Source organism: Maridesulfovibrio ferrireducens (assembly GCF_900101105.1).
Lineage (GTDB): Bacteria > Desulfobacterota > Desulfovibrionia > Desulfovibrionales > Desulfovibrionaceae > Maridesulfovibrio > Maridesulfovibrio ferrireducens.
Genome location: NZ_FNGA01000008.1, coordinates 26,110 through 43,310 on the forward strand (window position 1 = coordinate 26,110; position 17,201 = coordinate 43,310).

The window sequence follows — 17,201 nt, forward strand, 5'->3', positions numbered from 1 at the left end:
GATTAAAACCTAACTGTTCCAATTATTCAATCATGAAAAGCAAAAAATAATTAGAGATAAATAATTATCTGAAAATAGCAGTAAGTATAATTACCATTCCAAGAGAAGGGAGCAGGTTTGATAAATTAATTCGTTTTATTTCCAGTAATATCAAACTTATTCCGAGTATGAGAACTCCACCTGTTGCAGTCAGTTGCTCAATCATGAGAGGAGAGAACCATTCTTGAAAAGAGTTTGCAAAAATAGTCAGAGCTCCCTGATAAAGAAGAACCGGAATAAATGAGAAAAGAACCCCCATGCCATAGGTGGAAGCAAGGGCAATGGAAGCAAAACCGTCAAGAATGGATTTGGTATAAAGTATCGTAGGATCACCTTTGATCCCTTCCTCAAACGACCCGATAATCGCCATTGCTCCAATGCAGAAAATAAGTGATGCGGTGATAAGCCCGTCTGTGAAGCCAGTATCTTTTGAGCCGATTGTTTTTTTAAGTTTACCGGCTAGTCGCTCAAAAAGAGTATCAAGTTTAAGCAGTTCACCTATTATCCCGCCGAGCAGAATGCTGAATATAAGAATCAGGAGGTCCTGAACCTTAAGCGCCATTTGCATACCTATTACCATGGTGCTGAGGCCCAGCCCTTGAAAAACAATCTGCCTGATGCGTTCAGGAAATCTGCTGTGGAGCATAACACCGATAAGTGAGCCGCCGATAATGGCTGCTGCGTTGACGAGTGAGCCGATAGGAATCATGAAAATCTCGCAAAGGTAATATATTAGGTAGGCAGCTACGGGTAACATTTAGTGTTTCGGTTTACAATAAAAGAGTAGTCAAAAACAGAGTGTGTACTAACTGAATGTTTTGATGACGGTCATTGCGGGGTTGTTATACTTTGTGTAGTTTAGCACTAAAAAAGATGAGTTAGTCAGGCATAATAAAGGTGGGCCTAGTGAAAAGCAGCTTCTTTGCATTATCTTTGAAACAAAGAATTCGAATTTTTTTATTTTCTGTTTTGACGCTGCTGGCAGTGTCATTGCTGGGGATTTTGCTGGTTCAATATTACTTGAAGGATATGACGCGAGTCGCTGATGAACGGTTGACCCTATATGAAAATACGCTGAAGTTACAACTTAATAAGTATAGCTATTTGCCTTTTCTTGTAGCCAGAAGTTCATTGGTTAGAAATTTTCTTGTCGATGGAATTGATAAGGCTGAGGTAAATGTTTTTTTGGAGGAGGCTAGTCATAAAGCTGATTCCACTGCGGTATATCTTGTTGATTCTTCTGGTATTGTGCTTTGCTCCAGCAATTGGAATAAAGACAATTCTTACATAGGTTTAGATCTTTCTTTTCGCCCTTATTTTAAAGAGGGCATAAAAGGAAAGGAGAAAAGATTCTATGGCGTGGGGTTTGCCTCGGAGCAACCCGGTTATTATATATCTTATCCCGTTATGGTGAATGGTTCCCCGAAGGGGGTTGCCGTGGTTAAAATAGATCTTTCCCGGCTTCAGACAATTTGGAAAGATGGCGGGGAAACTATTTTTGTTGCTGATTCTAAAGATATTATTATTCTTTCCAGCCGTCCTGCATGGCAATATCGAACTCTTATCACTCTATCTCCCGAAACCTTGCGAACCATTCAGGAGGGGGGGCAGTATCCAGAACCAAAACTTCGCAGATTAGAGTTTGAACCTGTTTTCTCCGGTATGTTGAATATGGTTCGCATTGATGGACAATATTTTCGTGAAACAACCCGCCATCTTAAAAGTATGGACTGGACGATTAGTTATTTTATGGGAGTCCGTCCGCTTTGGGAAAGAATTTTAGGAATCAGTTTGACCTCGTTTGTTCTAATTGGTCTGGCGATATTGATCAGAATGTTTTTAAACGAACGACATTTGAAGAATGTTTCCAGACAACAGGCGCGTGAAGCTGATAAAATTCAGGCAATCAATATTAGGCTGGAGCAGGAGATTAAAGAGAGGGAGAGGACTGAACGGGAATTGCGTGCTGCACAGAAGGAACTTATCGAGGCCGGTAAGCTGGCTGCCGTCGGTGAGATGGCTACGGCTGTGGCTCATGAACTCAATCAACCTATTTCCGCTCTTAAGATGTACGTTGCCAGTTGCCGATTGATGCTCAAACGGAATAAAACAACAGAACTTGATCCTACTCTGGTCAATGTGCTGGGTATCAGTGACCGCATGGCCAGAGTCACGGAACAACTTAAATCCTTTGCCCGTAAATCATCAGAGTGTGAGTCCGAGTTTGATTTGCGTGAAGCAGTCAATGCTACTTTGGCCTTGATGAAGCATCAGTTTGAATTAGAGGGATGTGAAGTAATGCTGAACATCCCGGAGTATAAAGTTTCGCTTCTCGGAGACTGTGGTCGGTTTGAACAGGTTCTCATAAATCTTTTTCGCAACGCGCTGGATGCAATGCAGGGGCAGGAAAATAAGCTTATTGGAGTTAATGTTCAAATTGAGCAGGAGATGGTAATTGTTCGAGTTCTGGACAATGGCCCGGGAATTGATGCGGAAGTAGATTCCAGTGTATTTGAACCCTTTGTAACAACGAAGAAAGAAGGTGTGGGCCTTGGTCTCGGTTTGTCTATTTCTTATAAAATAATCAAAGATATGGGCGGACGTATATGGGTTGAAAATCGTAGTGAGGGTGGCGCCGAATTTTGTCTGAAGCTTCCACTTTATCAACGGAGGGAGGATGCGAATGACTGATGTCATTATTATAGATGATGAAAGAACTGTGAGGGAGTCTGCACAGCAATGGCTGGAACTCTCCGGTTTGTCGGTTAGAGTTTATTCTGATGCCAAAGAAGCCTTGGCTTATATTGATTCTGATTTTTCAGGTGTGGTTGTTTCCGATGTTAAGATGTCCGGTATAGACGGGCTTGCTTTGCAAAAAAAAATATTCGAGCTTGATCCGGGAATTCCGGTGGTTTTATTTACAGGGCATGGTGATATTGCCATGGCGGTGACCGCCATCCGGGACGGAGCTTATGATTTTGTTGAAAAGCCGTTCGATCCGGAAAGGATGCTGGAAATTATCAAGCGCGCTATGGAAAAGAGGCAGCTTGTGTTGGAGAATCGCGATTTGCGGCGAGAAATGCAAAATTCCAGAGGGATGGAATCTAAACTTATCGGTACCAGTAAAAAAATGCGTGAGCTTAAGCGGGAAATTGCCAATATTGCTCCCACCGCAGCTAATGTGCTGATTTCCGGTGCTACGGGGACGGGAAAAGAGGTTGTTGCCCGTTCTATTCACGCCTTGAGCATGACCGGCAGAGGACCTTATATCGCATTGAATTGTGCTGCTATTCCTGTGAGCATGGCTGAAAGCGAATTGTTCGGGCATTGTTCAGGTGCTTTCACTAGTGCGCAGGGGGATCGGATCGGTAAATTGGAAGCAGCCAATGGCGGTACTCTTTTTCTGGATGAAGTGAACAGCATGCCGCTGGATGTGCAGGGTAAATTGCTCCGAGCTCTTGAGTGCAAGGAGATAACTCCTCTTGGTAGTAATAAGGCCAAGCATGTTGAATTCAGACTTATATCCGCTATGAACGAAGATCCGCAGGAAGCTGTGCGTAATGGAAAGCTTCGCGAGGATCTCCTTTTTCGGTTGAATACTGTAGAGCTTGTAGTTCCTCCGTTGCGGGAACGTAGAGATGACATTTCGATGTTGTTTTCCTTTTTTATGGAGCGGGCTGCGGAAACATGGGATAAACCCGTTGAACCTCTCCCTTCGGAAAGTCTCGCTGTTTTGATGGGTTATAGTTGGCCCGGAAATGTGCGTGAATTAAAAAATATTGCAGAACGTTATGTGTTGTCGGCTCTCCCGCCACGGGAGCGTATTCCCAAGCTTTTATCCAGCAGTAGCGAGGATAGAGGGGATTCTGCTGTGCCGCTTAAGGATCAGGTTAATCTTTTTGAACGTAACTTGATAAAAGAATCTTTGCTTAGTCATAAGGGCAATATAAAGGCGGTGCTTGCCGAACTCATGATTCCTCGCCGTACATTAAATGAAAAGATGTCCAAATTTAATTTGAAGCGATTATATAAATCCAGTCGATCTGGATAAAATATAGCCGTAATTACTGACATGAAAATTCAAGCCGGAATGCTTTTAAGCCATTCCGGCTTTTTTTATAGCAAAAATAAGCGGACTTTCGCTTATCTTTTTTTGCCAATAAGCGGATATCCGCCGATGAATTGAAATCGTGCTTAAAAAAACCAAGATTAACAGTGCCTTATTATCCTTGTTATTGGCATGCCAGTTGCTTTGTCTGTAGTAGTGTGGGTGTTTCATAACGGACAACAGGGGTGAGTTTTCCGGTCTGAGATATCATTGAAGAATTGCATTCTTGCAGCTTGCGGACAATTCAGACAAACTTTGGAGAGGTCTTTGTATGGCACAAGAGATGAATAAATCTAGAATCATCGGTTATTTTGTCGGGCCTGCTATCTTTTTTATAATGTTGTTTATGTCTCCTCCGGAAGGAATGACTCCATCCGCATGGAAAGTCGCTGCGATTACCATTCTTATGGCCATCTGGTGGATTACCGAAGCTCTTCCGATTCCTGCAACATCACTACTTCCTATAATTTTATTTCCTCTTCTTGGCATCATGCCTTCGTCTGCTGCAACCCTTCCTTATGCAAACCATTTGATTTATCTTTTTATGGCTGGATTTTTTCTGGCTGTGACAATGGAGAAGTGGAACCTCCATCGTCGTGTAGCGATTTATACTATCAGGTTGGTAGGACTGAGTCCCGGCAGAATGGTTTTGGGCTTTATGCTGGCGACAGCGTTTCTTTCTATGTGGGTATCTAATACCGCCACAACTATGATGATGGTTCCTATCGGGCTGGCCGTAATCAAGCAGTCATTGGGGTTTGATTCAGCTGACCTAAAAGCTTGTCCCTCCACAGGCCCAGAATATAACTTCGGTAAGTGTCTCATGCTGGGTATCGCTTATTCTGCATCCATAGGAGGGGTTGGGACTATTATCGGTTCACCTCCCAACACTGTTATGGTCGGCATGGTTGAAAAGATGTTCGGTGTACAGATTGGATTTGGTCAGTGGATGCTTTTCGGAGTACCGTTTGCGTCCATTATGCTGTTCATCACATGGGTTCTTTTGGTATGGGTCATTTTTCCCGTAAAAGGATTGCAACTTGGTGGCGGAAGCAATCTTCTTGATGAAGAAATAGAAAAGCTTGGCCCTATGAAAAGGGAAGAAAAATATATTGTTGCTGTAGGGCTGACAATGGCTATTTTCTGGATGTCCCGCGGCTTTTTGAAGCGGGCAGATTTTATGACCGAATTGTGGCCTAACTTTAGTTACGTGCATGATGCCACGATAGGTATTCTTGGATCTCTTCTTCTTTTTTTGATTCCAACAAATTTGAAAAAAGGTGAATTCCTTTTAGACTGGAAAACTGCCGTAAAAATTCCTTGGGATGTAATAATCCTTTTTGGCGGAGGCTTGGCTATTGCAAATGGTTTCGCCAAAACCGGCCTTGCTGCACATATCGCGGGGCAACTCGTTTTGTTAGAAGGTGTTAATATTGTGGTTTTTGTCGCCGCCGTAGTTGGCCTTACCATACTGCTGACTGAAACCACTTCCAACACAGCCACAGCCACTTTGCTGATCCCCATTATGGCCTCAGCAGCTATCGCAATGGGAGTGCATCCGTTTGCAACAATTGTAAGCGCTTGTGTGGCTGCTTCCTGTGCATTTATTCTTCCAGTCGCCACTCCACCAAACGCCGTTGTTTACAGCTCGGGCTGTATCAGTTTGGGACAGATGGCAAGGGCTGGTTTATTACTGGATTTAACAGGCGCTGTTCTCATCACAGTATTAGTGGTTTACCTCCTGCCCGTATTGTGGGGGATCGATATTATGAGCCTTCCGGCGTGGGCTGTAGTTCCTAAGTAGCTTTGGGTTCTAGCGCCATGCCAATTAAAGCCGGAGGAAATCCCTCCTCCTCCGGCTTTAATTCTCGTGTAATCTTCTAAGTTTAAATACAGAATTAATAGTCTCTAAGTTTATAGGATTATACTAAATAGTCTTGACAGTTTCGGGTTCATCTAATAGTAACAATTTCTCAACGTGCCGGGATGGCGGAATTGGTAGACGCAGCGGACTCAAAATCCGCCGGTAGTGATACCATGAGAGTTCAATTCTCTCTCCCGGTACCAGATAAATCAAGGGTTTACAGTTTAACGACTGTAAACCCTTTTTTTGTGCGTGGTTCCCTGTACAACTCCTGTACAACTTTTTTGGGGTGTGGGAGGCAATTTTGCGTTTTTAGATTTTTTTATTATTGAGTACGGTAATAAATTTCCTATATATTCTTATTTTTTCCGCGTAGATCATATCTATTAAAATTAAAAGTCATTATTATTAACATGTTGTTTTGTTGATGATCTTTGGTATGGGTTTTGTAGTTAGAGTGTGCATTGCTAACTAATTAAAAGCGAGAATTTCAAATGGCATTATTGCATTATGAAAATTTAACTGACCACAGACCCGATATTTTAATGTCTAAGGCGGAATACGGCCTATCCCCTTTCAGGAGATTTCTTGAGAATGTGAAAAGGCATTACGAGAGTGCTGATAATGTAAAGCGTTTAGGGTGGAGTGTTGTTGCGACTGATCCGGATTCCTCGAAAAATGAAAAAAAGAAATTATCCGGAAGTGCTGATGGGGTGTGGATTCAGCTTGAAGGTTTAGAATCTGCAGAGGGGGATGATGAGCTTTCTTTGCGGCAGTTTTTAGATGCGAGCGTTGATACTGTTTATGAAGCAGATCATGGAAATTGGAAATACGTTGCTTCCCCTGCAAAGGAATGCCCGTATTGCAAAGGACGGAACGGACATCCGAAGATGCTGTATATGACAGAAGAGCATGCTCAAGAGGTGGCGGACTCCACTAATAAACAGTTGGGGGTTTATTGGTGTGACGAGGGGGAAGGATGGCATCTGACTGGAAACGCCGATTTCAGGGTGTCGTTTCGCTCAAGCAATGTCTTGAGTGTGCTTGATCGCTCCCTAGGTGAGGAACGGTTAAAGTTAGATCGAATGCCCAATCTTCCTTATCTGGTTTTGCGGCCAAATACCTACCAGTTGAAATGCCAGATCAATGCAATTGAAAAATTGCGGGATGCCCCTGATAAATTTCATCGTCCTTTGTTGAGGTTGTTTGAAGCTCAAGGTCATGCCCGTTGGCCATTTGTTCCTGAAGATCCCTTTCGCTCCTGGTCTTCTGACGGCGAGGAGTTTGAACGGGAGTGGTTTGTGCTGACTGATAAAGACCGCCCCGGAAATAGTGATCAGAGGGAGTTTGTTGAAAAAGCCTTAAATACTTCTGACTTTGCGTTTTTGGAAGGCCCGCCGGGGTCCGGGAAGACTACCGCCGTCTGTGAGCTGGTTCTGCAATTGATTCAGCAGGGAAAGCGGGTTCTGCTTTGTGCCTCTACTCATGTTGCGGTTGATAATGTTGTGGAGCGGCTTATGGCCGAGGATAATCCTCAGCGGGATCTGATTATCCCCGTGCGGATAGGCGATAATGCAAGTATCTCAAAGAAAGTTCGACCATGGGAGCTACGTAGTTTTATCAGGACTGAAACGAACAGGTTGACTGAAGAGCTTGGCGCAGTCTCTTCTCCCTCAGCTGCACAGCAGGAGCTGTTTAATCAATTACGGCAAGGAAAGAATACGGTTCAGCAATGGGTTCTTTCATCTGCGAATCTTGTTTGCGGAACTACAATAGGTATTCTGCAGCATCCTGACATTAAATCCCGGAAGCATTCTCCGGAATTTGATGTGATGATTATCGATGAAGCTTCCAAAACTACATTTCAGGAGTTTTTGGTGCCGGCTCTGTTTGCAAAACGCTGGATTCTTGTCGGCGATCCAAAGCAGCTCTCACCCTATGTGGACGATGAAGCCACTGCTGTGAATCTAGCACCGGCCTTGCCAGCCCAGTACAAGCGGGAGGCATGTGTGGATATATTTAGGGCAAAGCAGTCTGATCCCAGGTTCCGTTTCTGTTCAATTGTCTGCACGGACAATGAGGAGATAGAGAAATTCTATTTAAAGCAGGGTGGGGAAAAGAAAGTGCATGTCTACTGTGATGGCAGCTCCCCTGAGCTTCTCCCGTATGCGTCTGTTGTTGTGGGGAATGCTAATTTTCTGGCCGAAAACATAGAAAGGCTTCCTCTTGATATTTCGTTTGTCCGAAACAATAAAAACGTTTCTTCTGCCATAATACGCAGAGTTGAGGCTTATAAGACACTAAAGAAACGCCGTTTCTCCGATGCTCCTGAATGGGAAAATGAAATAGCATGGAGAAGTGCCCGGATTTATGAGCAGAGAAAGGAGAAAGAATCTGAAATACGGGATGGTAGCATGGGGACAGCCGTGAAACTGACAGGGCAGCTACGGGATCTTCTTCCTGTAGAAGATGACTCTTGTCCTTGTGAGCGTGAAATACAGAAAGTGTCCAGAGTTGCATTCCCCTCAATACTTGAATGCTTGCAGGAAGGGTTTAAACGGGAAAAAGGCCAGCGTGATTCTACTGCCTTATCAGATGGCATACCTGAAAATGATCTAAAAAAACGCAAGACTTTACTTTCTTTTCAACATCGCATGCACCCGGAGATCGCTTTATTTCCTCATGAGAATATATATGACCGAAATGCATTGCGCTCTACCGCTGATATGGAGCGGAAAAGAGAGTGGGACTATAGGCCGGAACGGAGGAGAGTTGTCTGGGTTGATGTAAACGGAGGGGTAAACAGAAAAATAAATTCAAATCCTCAGGAAGCCAAAGCTCTTCTTAAGGAATTAAAAGAGTTCGACGAGTGGGCATCCATGAACGGACATAAAGACGGACGGCCCTGGCAAGTCGCGGTCTTGTCGTTTTACCGAGGGCAGGAGCGGGAGATTCAAGGGTTGCTGAAAGAATGGACTAGTTTACGGAGTCGTCGCCATTTTTCTAGGGGGGATGCTTCCACTCCCTATCTGGAAATAGAGGTATGCACTGTGGACAGGTTTCAAGGACATGAAGCGGATCTGGTCTTGCTCAGTTTTATGAATGACCACGCAACCAGCTTTCTTCAAAGTCCGAATCGTTTGAATGTCGCTTTAACAAGGGCACGCTACCAACTCGTAGTATTCGGCAACAGGCAGAAAATGAAAAAAGCCTCCGGCGTTTTAGGGAAATTTGCACAGGGACAAAGCTGGGAGGTGGATTTATGAATAAAGAATTGTTTAAAGGGATCGTTCTTAAGCGAAAGGTTGATATTGAGATCTGGCGGATAAAAGGAATAGTCAGCAGGGCTGAGCGTCGTCCTGAGTATATGCCAATTTTGCATCAACTGAGCGATAGTGGACCATGTACTGATTCTGATATCGCAGAGCATTTGCTTTTTTCGGGAGAGGGCCGCAAAACTGTTGCCAGGAGGATGCTTGATACCGTTGCTTGTTTAGGTCTCTCCGAACGGACCAGCGTTGGCTATTCCTTGACTGAGGCTGGCGAAGATGCATTGCGTGAAAACCGTGTTTTTATCCCTCAGGCAGGAATGTGGGAAGTCTGGGTAAGCGATGATCCTTTGCTGCCGTTTAAAATTATTAAGCTGGAACCGTATGAAGAGCCCAAGGCTTATCGGGATAAACCGCATGAAAGGAAGATAAACGCAATACCTCCAAAGGTCAGGTGTCTTTTGAATGGTGCAGCGGGAATTCCTTGCGTTGGGGGTAAAGAGGTCAGGATCGATTCTTTTGAAGGGAAAGCGGAAAAGATCAATTCTAACATTGATATCCGGCTTGAATGGAATATTTTGAAAAATAGGCTCCAGTTGAAGGAGGATAAACAGCTATATCCATTAGCTGCACCTGAGGTGGAGGATGACGTTCTCTGGATGGACTTGTTGGCATGCTGTGGACTTAAAGAGTTCTGGGATGAAGAGTCTGAAAGTGTGCACCGTCGTTTTCAGGATGTAATGGATGAAAAAAATAGAGTCTCCATGAAGGAGACTTTCAGTATCAACAAACCGCAGGTTTCCGACTTCGGTTTGTTCGAAAAAATATCTCTGAGGGATGTTTCAATTTCTGCAGCCACACAGGAAGACGCACAGCAATGGGTAGTTTGGAGATTGATGAACGGAATCAATCAATTGATGAGTTCCAAGCGGTATGAAGAGTTATGCGCAAGCGCAAGCCGTCCATTTAAGCAGTATAGTGTTGAATTTCCAGAGCGTGACAAGTTGGCAAAGATGCTTTGGGAGAAAAAGAAAGATAACCGTTCATGGTGGGTAATGGCTGCTGCGGACTGGGCTTTGTAGGGGGGATTATGCCTAATATTTTTGAAAAAGATTGTGTTAAAGTCGTGTACAGGACCGGTTTGGAGTTGCCACCAGTTTGGATAGGGCGGGACATAGATTCATCTGTGCAGGAAGGTTTTGGTTCTGTTTTTGTGTCAGGGAAAAAACGTATTTTTGCTGCTGAGCTTGAAAGACGTATTTCTGGTGCGCAGCAGGGTATTGTTTTGTGCAGCTTCCTCCTTGCGGACCAGAAGATCGAAGATGCTCTTTATGAAGCTGCGCAGCGGGGAGTCCGGGTTTATATCATGCTGGCCTGTGAAACCCGTCTGGATAAGGAAGAACCTGACGATGAATTCGGGCAAATGTGTTTGAAGCAGCATAAAGCAATGTTGAAGCTTTTTTCCGGTAAAGCTTTTATTCGTTCAGCCCCATTTTTTCATGCTAAAATTGTCCTGATTGATGCTTTAAGCGAGGTTGGTGAAGATTCTTACGGGGCGTTGCTTACAGCCAATGTCACGAGGGAGGCCTTGGAGAGGAATGAGGAAATCATGATTCCCTTGAATGCTGATGAAATCCGAGAGGCGGTCAATATTCTGCGTTGGGCTTTATTTGAAACTGCCGAGCATGAAGTTGATGGTGGGGCTAAATTTACTTCAATACAACCTCTTGAAGAATTGAAATATCCCGGTGTTCTCAAAAATATATGCTGCACCTCCAAGAATGAAACAGGTATTTTTGAACGTGCATTGGCGGTCATAGAGTCCTCTCGCAGGGAGTTGATTGTTTCAAGTTTTGGCTGGGACGCAGACCATTCAATTGTTGAGGCCATATGCAGGAAGGCGGAGGAAGGAGTTAAGATTACGGTTCTCGCCCGTCTCCGTCCCTCGGCAATGGATGCCTTGGTCAGGTTGGAAAATGCGGGAGTTGAAGTTCTGGGTTTTAAATGGCTTCATGCCAAGGCTGTCTGGAGTGATTCCGGCGAGGCTGTTGTTATGTCTGCGAATTTACAAAAACATGGTATGGATGATGGCTTTGAGTTAGGTGTGGGGTTATCCGGGCAGAGGGCTTCGGATCTGTTCGACAGCCTTAGTAGCTGGAAGAAAAATGCTCCATGGCAATTCCAGCAAGGAGTTAAACTTGGAGATGTCAGCGGAAGAATTAAAATTTGGGAAGCTGGCAAATTGTTGGATGAAATAATTGTCGTCAAAAGTGGAACAGTTAACTTGCCCGATGTGAAAGCAAAGTGTGTTACCCGTCTGGGTGTAGATATTGTTCCTCCGGAAAAAGGGGTAATGGAACTGCCGTTTCATGAAGTTAAGTATTTATGGAAAGTGACAGCCCCTAAGTTGCCCACCAAGAGCAATGAGATTTTCCTAAAAGATACAATTACGGAAAAGAATTCAAGGACTTTAAAAGACAAGGGTAAAGGCAAGGATACCAAGCGTTCTTATGATCCTAAGGTTTACCGTCTCCCTTCAGGTGAAAAAGTTATTGCCATCAGCAGAGCCGAGGATCTGAATAAAGCTTTAAAGTTAAAGGAACGGGCTGAGTTTAACAAAGCCAACATAGTAGCCGCAAACTAAGTATGGGGAACTGCCATGAATAATACCCTTTTATGCTGGAATTCAGTCCGGGCTGGCGATGAGGTTTTGATACAAGCGATACAGTCCTTTAAGAATAGACGTATAAGTATTGATGAAGTGTTGTTGATAGAGCAGGAAGGCCACATCTTTTCTATTTCTGGATTAGGGGATGTTCAGCTAAAAAAGATTAGTGTCCAGCTGGAAGATCCTACCCGGCATACAGATATTTATAATATAGTTGTGCATAAGGTGCTGCCTGAGATAGATCCATCATCCAGTCTGCATATTAATGTTTCTCCGGGGACCCCAGCCATGCATGCTGTCTGGTTGATATTGCATGCCGGGGGGCGGTTACCGGAAAATGCGAAATTATGGTCGTCACAGTTTAATCCTGGAACAAAGCGTCGTAGTATCAATCCGGTAGATTTCCCCATAAACACCTATCTTTCTGAAATACGGAAGGTAAGTCCTGGTGAAGCTCATTTAGCAAAGTATGATTTTGAGCCTAGATCAAATAAGCGTAAGGAGGCTTTCGAGGCTCTCAAGAGGTTTGCAGAAATCCCCGGCATCCCTTTGCTGGTTCTTGGGGAAAGGGGAACCGGGAAAACTCGCCTTGTAGAAACGGTTCTAGACACACTTAAACAGAAAGAAATCGTTGTTGTCCCGTGTGGAGCCCTTGATTCGCAACTCGCAGAGAGCCAGCTTTTCGGACATGTAAAAGGGGCGTTTACCGGTGCAGAACAGGAGCGTGGCGGGTTATTGAAAGCCGCAGATGGCGGAATCCTTTTTTTGGATGAAATTCAGGATTTACCCAAAGATATTCAACGTAAGCTGGTCCGGGTGCTTCAGGATAATAAAAGGCGTTTTCGACCGGTGGGAGCGGATGAAGAATTATCGGTTGATTTTGAATTAATATGTGCATCGAATAAGGATCTGATTGAACTGCAGGAAGCTCTGGATGAAGATTTTTTCGACCGGATATCAATGGCTACGGTAAAAATTCCCGCCTTAAGAGAGTGTCTCGATGACCTTGAGCATGATTGGCAGCAAGTATGGCGGGAGATGTGTTCAGGTTTTAGGCGTTCATCCGATGCACCTATGTCTGAAAGTCTTATGGATCTTTTGCGGAGTGATTCTTTATATGGAAACCTCCGGGATCTTCAGACGTTGGCTGTTCATATTATGGCGTGGTGGTCGGAACAGGATCTTGAAAAAACGGTTGCCGATGCCGGAAGAGAATGGAAAAAGCACTGTTCTCAACGGCATTCGCAGAAGAATTTTAAAAAGAATCTTTCTCGCAAAGAACATCTAGCGAAGTGTAAACATGAGCTGGCCGTTTGGGCTAAGCAGGAATATTTGACCTGGGAAAATGCAGCTAAAGCTCTTGGGTGTACTGAGAAAACTTTGCGGACCGATGCGGGATTGAAGTAGAAGTGTTATTTATCATAGAGATATGAAGGTTATGGCATGTTTTTAAGAGGAGTAAGTATGGTTTTTGATCCAGAAAATAACTGGCACAAAATGCCAACCCACCTAACCATATATGCAGAAGATATGCTCAATCACGTAAGATCATTCTCACGTGATAAACAGCGTTTTAAACGGTTTCTTACCTTGCTTGAAGACAGAGCACACGGAAGCCTTTTTCTATTCCCTATGAAAATTCTCGAGCAGATGCTCAAGGCATCCCCTATTGTTGCTTATACGAATCTTGCAAATATTGATTTAAGCGATGTAAACTCGCCAGCTCCGTCTGTGCTCAAAGCAATCCCTTTTTATCAACCAATCCAGCAGCTACTTAAAATCATAGCCATTTCTAACGATCTCCTAGACGACCTGAATGAAGATAAAAGGATTTCAAGGTCGTCCCTGTATGAATTGTCTGAAGTAGTCGGTGATTTTTATGACTGGGCTTTCGAGACCTATCCACGGGGTGAGCCTGAGGCTGAAGAGATTCCTGTAGTTAAAGCTGTTGAGAAGAACATTGAATGGTTCGCTATGCTTTGCGACCAGCTTGAAGTGGACGATAAAATGTCCGCCCGCAGCTTGTGGAATAAAATTAAAAAAGAGTCTGGCCCCGAAAAGCCAATATGCTTTGATCTCTATCAGGTAGTCATTCATGGTGACTTTCTTTTTTATTCGATTCTGCCCATGACACCGAAAGAATGGAAAGATTGGTTCGTCGATGCGGATGCAGACAAAATATTGTTTAAGACATTTGAAAATTACCTATCCAGATACAAAAAGAATATCCCAATTAATCCCATAAGCAGCGAATAGCATTGATTAACGGTTATTAACGCAGGATAAAAACTCTCCCACTTTTTCGCACAGCTACCATAGCGGTGCTAATCTTCATACATCATAACACGTGTACGGAGGTTAACACGCATGCCAACTAAAAAATCCAATGACTCTTCCGGTGCCGATCTCAAAATTCTGCACCAAACCCTTCCCCCTATAATTGCCCGCAAGGATGTTCAGCTTTACCTTGGTGGCCTTATTTCCAGCGGATACCTTGCTAATCTGGATTCGCAAGGACGTGGTCCGAAAAGTATAAAAAGCGGAAGAAGAGTCGCATACCTTCGGGGAGATCTGATCACATGGTTAGAGAGCTGGTTGCAGGGGTAAGGGTTTCAAATGAATAAAGAAGCGATCACATCGGAAATAGTCCATAGACTGTACAATGATGAGCAATTTGCCTTTCAAGAAAGCGCAGCCAATTTGATTAAAGGAATTTGTCCTCAATGTGGTAAAAGAGAGCTGTTCATCTCCAAAGAAAAGCCGTGGCAGTTGAAATGCAACAGGCTCAACCATTGCGGATTCGAAGAAAGCGTCAAAAACATTTATCCTGATCTTTTTGGCTGTTTTTCAAAAAGATATCCTGCAACAGACCAAAATCCAAACAGAACCGCTGATGCCTTTCTGGCTAAGGATCGAGGCTTTGATCTGTCTATCATCAAAGGATGGTATGAACAGAAAGCATACCTATTTCCTGACACAAACACATTTTGTAGCACTGTGCGATTTTATCTGGATAAAAACCGCACCAGATATTGGGAAAGACTCATAGATAAAACTTCAAAAGACGGACAAAAAGCAAATTTTGGAGGAAAACGAAAAGCTGACGGTTCTATTTACAAAGGGGATGTTTGGTCACCGCCAGATATGCCCATCAATACGGGTGATAAAATATTTATTGTGGAAGGAATCTTTCATGCCATAGCATTGTATCATCGCAAATATAAAGCGGTCGCAGCTTTTAGCTGTAATCACTTTCCCGAAGCATTCATCCAGCAGCAAAGAAGTAAAAAACTCACATGGATTCTTGCTTTAGATGGAGATAGGGCAGGGATTGAGTATACTTTAAAACATGCTAAAAAGCTCCTCAACCTTGGAGAAAAGCACGAAATATATATCTTGCCCAAAGGTCAGGATTGGGATGATTTGCTTAGAGCAAACAAAATTAATAAAAAATTTATGGAGGACTGCAAGCACCGTGGCAAGCTGCTCATGGCTAAAACGGTAGAAGAGTATACCTACCATAAGTATTGTAAAAATTCGGCTAAACGCTTTGTCATTACTTTCAAAAACAGACTTTTTAGCGTCTGCATTGATATTGCACAATTGACTGAAGATTTAACCGGCACTCCGCTTGAGGACAAAAATAGCTTTCCAGTCTTTATCAGCAACTGTACTGTAATGGAAATCTGCAATCGAGATCCACAATGTCTTTACCGTGAAGTGGATGAATTGCTCGGTGAGCAATGGTATGTTTTCAAAATACAATCCACCAACAAAAAACCTGAAATTGTACGCCTTGAAGGTTCGAATATCGCAACAGCGGATGCCTTCCACAAAGCCTTGTTAAATAGAACTGCTGGAGGGACTTTCAGCGGAACTCCTGCCGACATGCGAATTCTTACAAAGCATTGGCTTCAAAATGAACTCCCTACCGTCCGATCTATCCCCTATATTGGGTATGACAATGAATCCCAAGCTTACATTTATCCGGCAGCAGCTTTTTATAAAGGTAAGGAAATTAAACTAGACGAAAATAGTTTTTATAGAGTGGGAAAAGATCTTGTCCGTCCCGGCCTGAAATCTATCAAAATAATAACAGATGGGAAATTCACCCCTGACTGGTTTGATAAATTTTTGAAAACATTTCATTGGCAAGGCCTTGCTCTTCTTGCTTTCTGGATAGGATCACTCTTCGCACATCAAATACGGAAAGAGCAAAAATCTTTTCCTTTTTTTGAGCTTACAGGAGATCCGGGATCAGGCAAATCAACCATGCTCGAATTTTGCTGGAAACTGTTAGGACGAGAAGATTATGAAGGATTTGACGTGATGAAATCCACAATAGCAGGCCGACGCAGAGCATTTAATCAGGTATCAAATATGCCTATTGTCATCATTGAGTCAGACCGTGAAACACGGCGGTAAAGACAGCAAACAAAAACAATTCAACTTTGACGAATGCAAGCCCTTCTACAACGGTAGAGGAACAGGCACACTAGGTGTTCCCAAACGCAATAATGACGTGGAAGAGTCCCTGTTTCAGGCTACCCTAATCATCTCTCAAAATGCTGAAGTAGACGGCAGTGAAGCCCTTTTACAGCGGATTGTGCATTGCCATGCCGACAAAACGCATTACGATTCCGGATCTCGTGAACTTGCGCGATATTTTGAAAAGATTTCCTGCGAGGAAGTAAGCGGTTTTCTGAAAACAGCTCTTATAAATGAAGCAAAAATTCTAAACACGTATTTTGAGAGTTTTAAAAAAATAGAAACCGCTTTTTCAGCATCATTAAAAAATGAACGGATAGCTAAAAATCATGCACAAGTCGCGGCTTGTGGATATGCTTTGCAAACAATTTTCCCCGCCATCAGTTCAGAAAAACTTGAAAACCTCAAACTATACATCCTACAAAGAGCAATTCTGCGAGAGAAACGTCTTTTAGCAGACCATCCTTTAGTGGAACAATTTTGGGAGACTTTCAGATATTTGAATTCAGAAACACGAAACATGGAAAGAGAAGCCTTAAACCATAGTAGCAACCCTGCCTATTACGCCATCAATCTAAATCATTTCGTTCAACAATGCAGAGACAATGGACAGGAAATTCCTGACCTCAAAGTATTAAAACAACTTCTCCCGCACTCAAAAAAACATAAGTTGCTTGAAAAATCTAAGGCCATGACTAGCAAAATAACAAACAAAACAGTTAGATGCTGGCTTTTTAAGATCTAATATATTTTGAATAAAAAAAT

The 17,201-nt window shown here is 43.3% G+C and carries 12 protein-coding genes and 1 tRNA gene; 12 read left to right on the forward strand and 1 reads right to left on the reverse strand.

Features of this window, described 5'->3' with window-relative positions; genetic code table 11:
- Positions 1-64 precede the first annotated feature (64 nt).
- Entirely contained in the window at positions 65-748 is a 684-nt protein-coding gene (locus BLT41_RS17200) for a DUF554 domain-containing protein (RefSeq protein ID WP_092163511.1), read from the reverse strand.
- Between the two features lie 197 nt (positions 749-945).
- On the opposite strand from BLT41_RS17200, the gene BLT41_RS17205 reads away from it, so the two are divergent.
- From BLT41_RS17205 to BLT41_RS17725, 12 genes are all read left to right on the forward strand, one after another.
- Positions 946-2,730 (forward strand): sensor histidine kinase, encoded by a 1,785-nt coding sequence (locus BLT41_RS17205; RefSeq protein WP_244512322.1) that lies wholly within the window; start codon positions 946-948, stop codon positions 2,728-2,730.
- Positions 2,723-4,090, forward strand: a complete 1,368-nt coding sequence (locus tag BLT41_RS17210; protein WP_092163514.1) for a sigma-54-dependent transcriptional regulator — start codon at positions 2,723-2,725, stop codon at positions 4,088-4,090. The genes BLT41_RS17205 and BLT41_RS17210 overlap by 8 nt, the downstream gene beginning before the upstream one ends.
- A 328-nt stretch (positions 4,091-4,418) precedes the next feature.
- Positions 4,419-5,951, forward strand: a complete 1,533-nt coding sequence (locus BLT41_RS17215) for an SLC13 family permease (RefSeq protein ID WP_092163516.1) — start codon at positions 4,419-4,421, stop codon at positions 5,949-5,951.
- 176 nt (positions 5,952-6,127) lie between these two features.
- Positions 6,128-6,214: transfer RNA gene (locus BLT41_RS17220), tRNA-Leu, on the forward strand.
- Between the two features lie 393 nt (positions 6,215-6,607).
- A complete protein-coding gene (locus tag BLT41_RS17225; protein WP_211477675.1) occupies positions 6,608-9,277 on the forward strand; it encodes an AAA domain-containing protein in 2,670 nt (889 codons plus the stop codon).
- Entirely contained in the window at positions 9,274-10,362 is a 1,089-nt protein-coding gene (locus BLT41_RS17355; RefSeq protein ID WP_139167368.1) for a helix-turn-helix domain-containing protein, read from the forward strand. The genes BLT41_RS17225 and BLT41_RS17355 overlap by 4 nt, the downstream gene beginning before the upstream one ends.
- Before the next feature lie 8 nt (positions 10,363-10,370).
- Positions 10,371-11,924, forward strand: a complete 1,554-nt coding sequence (locus tag BLT41_RS17230) for a phospholipase D-like domain-containing protein (protein ID WP_170830410.1) — start codon at positions 10,371-10,373, stop codon at positions 11,922-11,924.
- A gap of 15 nt (positions 11,925-11,939) precedes the next feature.
- Positions 11,940-13,355, forward strand: coding sequence for a sigma 54-interacting transcriptional regulator (locus BLT41_RS17235; protein WP_092163522.1), 1,416 nt, complete (start codon positions 11,940-11,942; stop codon positions 13,353-13,355).
- Between the two features lie 57 nt (positions 13,356-13,412).
- Positions 13,413-14,204, forward strand: a complete 792-nt coding sequence (locus BLT41_RS17240; protein WP_092163525.1) for a hypothetical protein — start codon at positions 13,413-13,415, stop codon at positions 14,202-14,204.
- A 111-nt stretch (positions 14,205-14,315) separates the two neighbouring features.
- The gene (locus BLT41_RS17245) at positions 14,316-14,555 is read left to right on the forward strand and encodes a helix-turn-helix transcriptional regulator (RefSeq protein ID WP_092160325.1); all 240 of its coding nucleotides are present in this window, start codon (positions 14,316-14,318) and stop codon (positions 14,553-14,555) included.
- A gap of 9 nt (positions 14,556-14,564) precedes the next feature.
- Complete coding sequence (locus BLT41_RS17250) at positions 14,565-16,373, forward strand: toprim domain-containing protein (protein WP_244512323.1); 1,809 nt, start codon at positions 14,565-14,567, stop codon at positions 16,371-16,373.
- Positions 16,357-17,181: a hypothetical protein gene (locus tag BLT41_RS17725; RefSeq protein ID WP_092162961.1), complete on the forward strand. Its 825-nt coding sequence runs from the start codon at positions 16,357-16,359 to the stop codon at positions 17,179-17,181. The genes BLT41_RS17250 and BLT41_RS17725 overlap by 17 nt, the downstream gene beginning before the upstream one ends.
- Positions 17,182-17,201 lie beyond the last annotated feature (20 nt).

Bases quoted from the DNA above. Each gene is read 5' to 3' on its own strand.
- BLT41_RS17250 (WP_244512323.1), top strand. From the start codon at position 14,565: ATGAATAAAGAAGCGATCACATCGGAAATAGTCCATAGACTGTACAAT.
- BLT41_RS17355 (WP_139167368.1), top strand. From the start codon at position 9,274: ATGAATAAAGAATTGTTTAAAGGGATCGTTCTTAAGCGAAAGGTTGAT.
- BLT41_RS17245 (WP_092160325.1), top strand. From the start codon at position 14,316: ATGCCAACTAAAAAATCCAATGACTCTTCCGGTGCCGATCTCAAAATT.
- BLT41_RS17230 (WP_170830410.1), top strand. From the start codon at position 10,371: ATGCCTAATATTTTTGAAAAAGATTGTGTTAAAGTCGTGTACAGGACC.
- BLT41_RS17200 (WP_092163511.1), bottom strand. From the start codon at position 748: ATGATTCCTATCGGCTCACTCGTCAACGCAGCAGCCATTATCGGCGGC.
- BLT41_RS17215 (WP_092163516.1), top strand. From the start codon at position 4,419: ATGGCACAAGAGATGAATAAATCTAGAATCATCGGTTATTTTGTCGGG.
- BLT41_RS17235 (WP_092163522.1), top strand. From the start codon at position 11,940: ATGAATAATACCCTTTTATGCTGGAATTCAGTCCGGGCTGGCGATGAG.
- BLT41_RS17210 (WP_092163514.1), top strand. From the start codon at position 2,723: ATGACTGATGTCATTATTATAGATGATGAAAGAACTGTGAGGGAGTCT.
- BLT41_RS17240 (WP_092163525.1), top strand. From the start codon at position 13,413: ATGGTTTTTGATCCAGAAAATAACTGGCACAAAATGCCAACCCACCTA.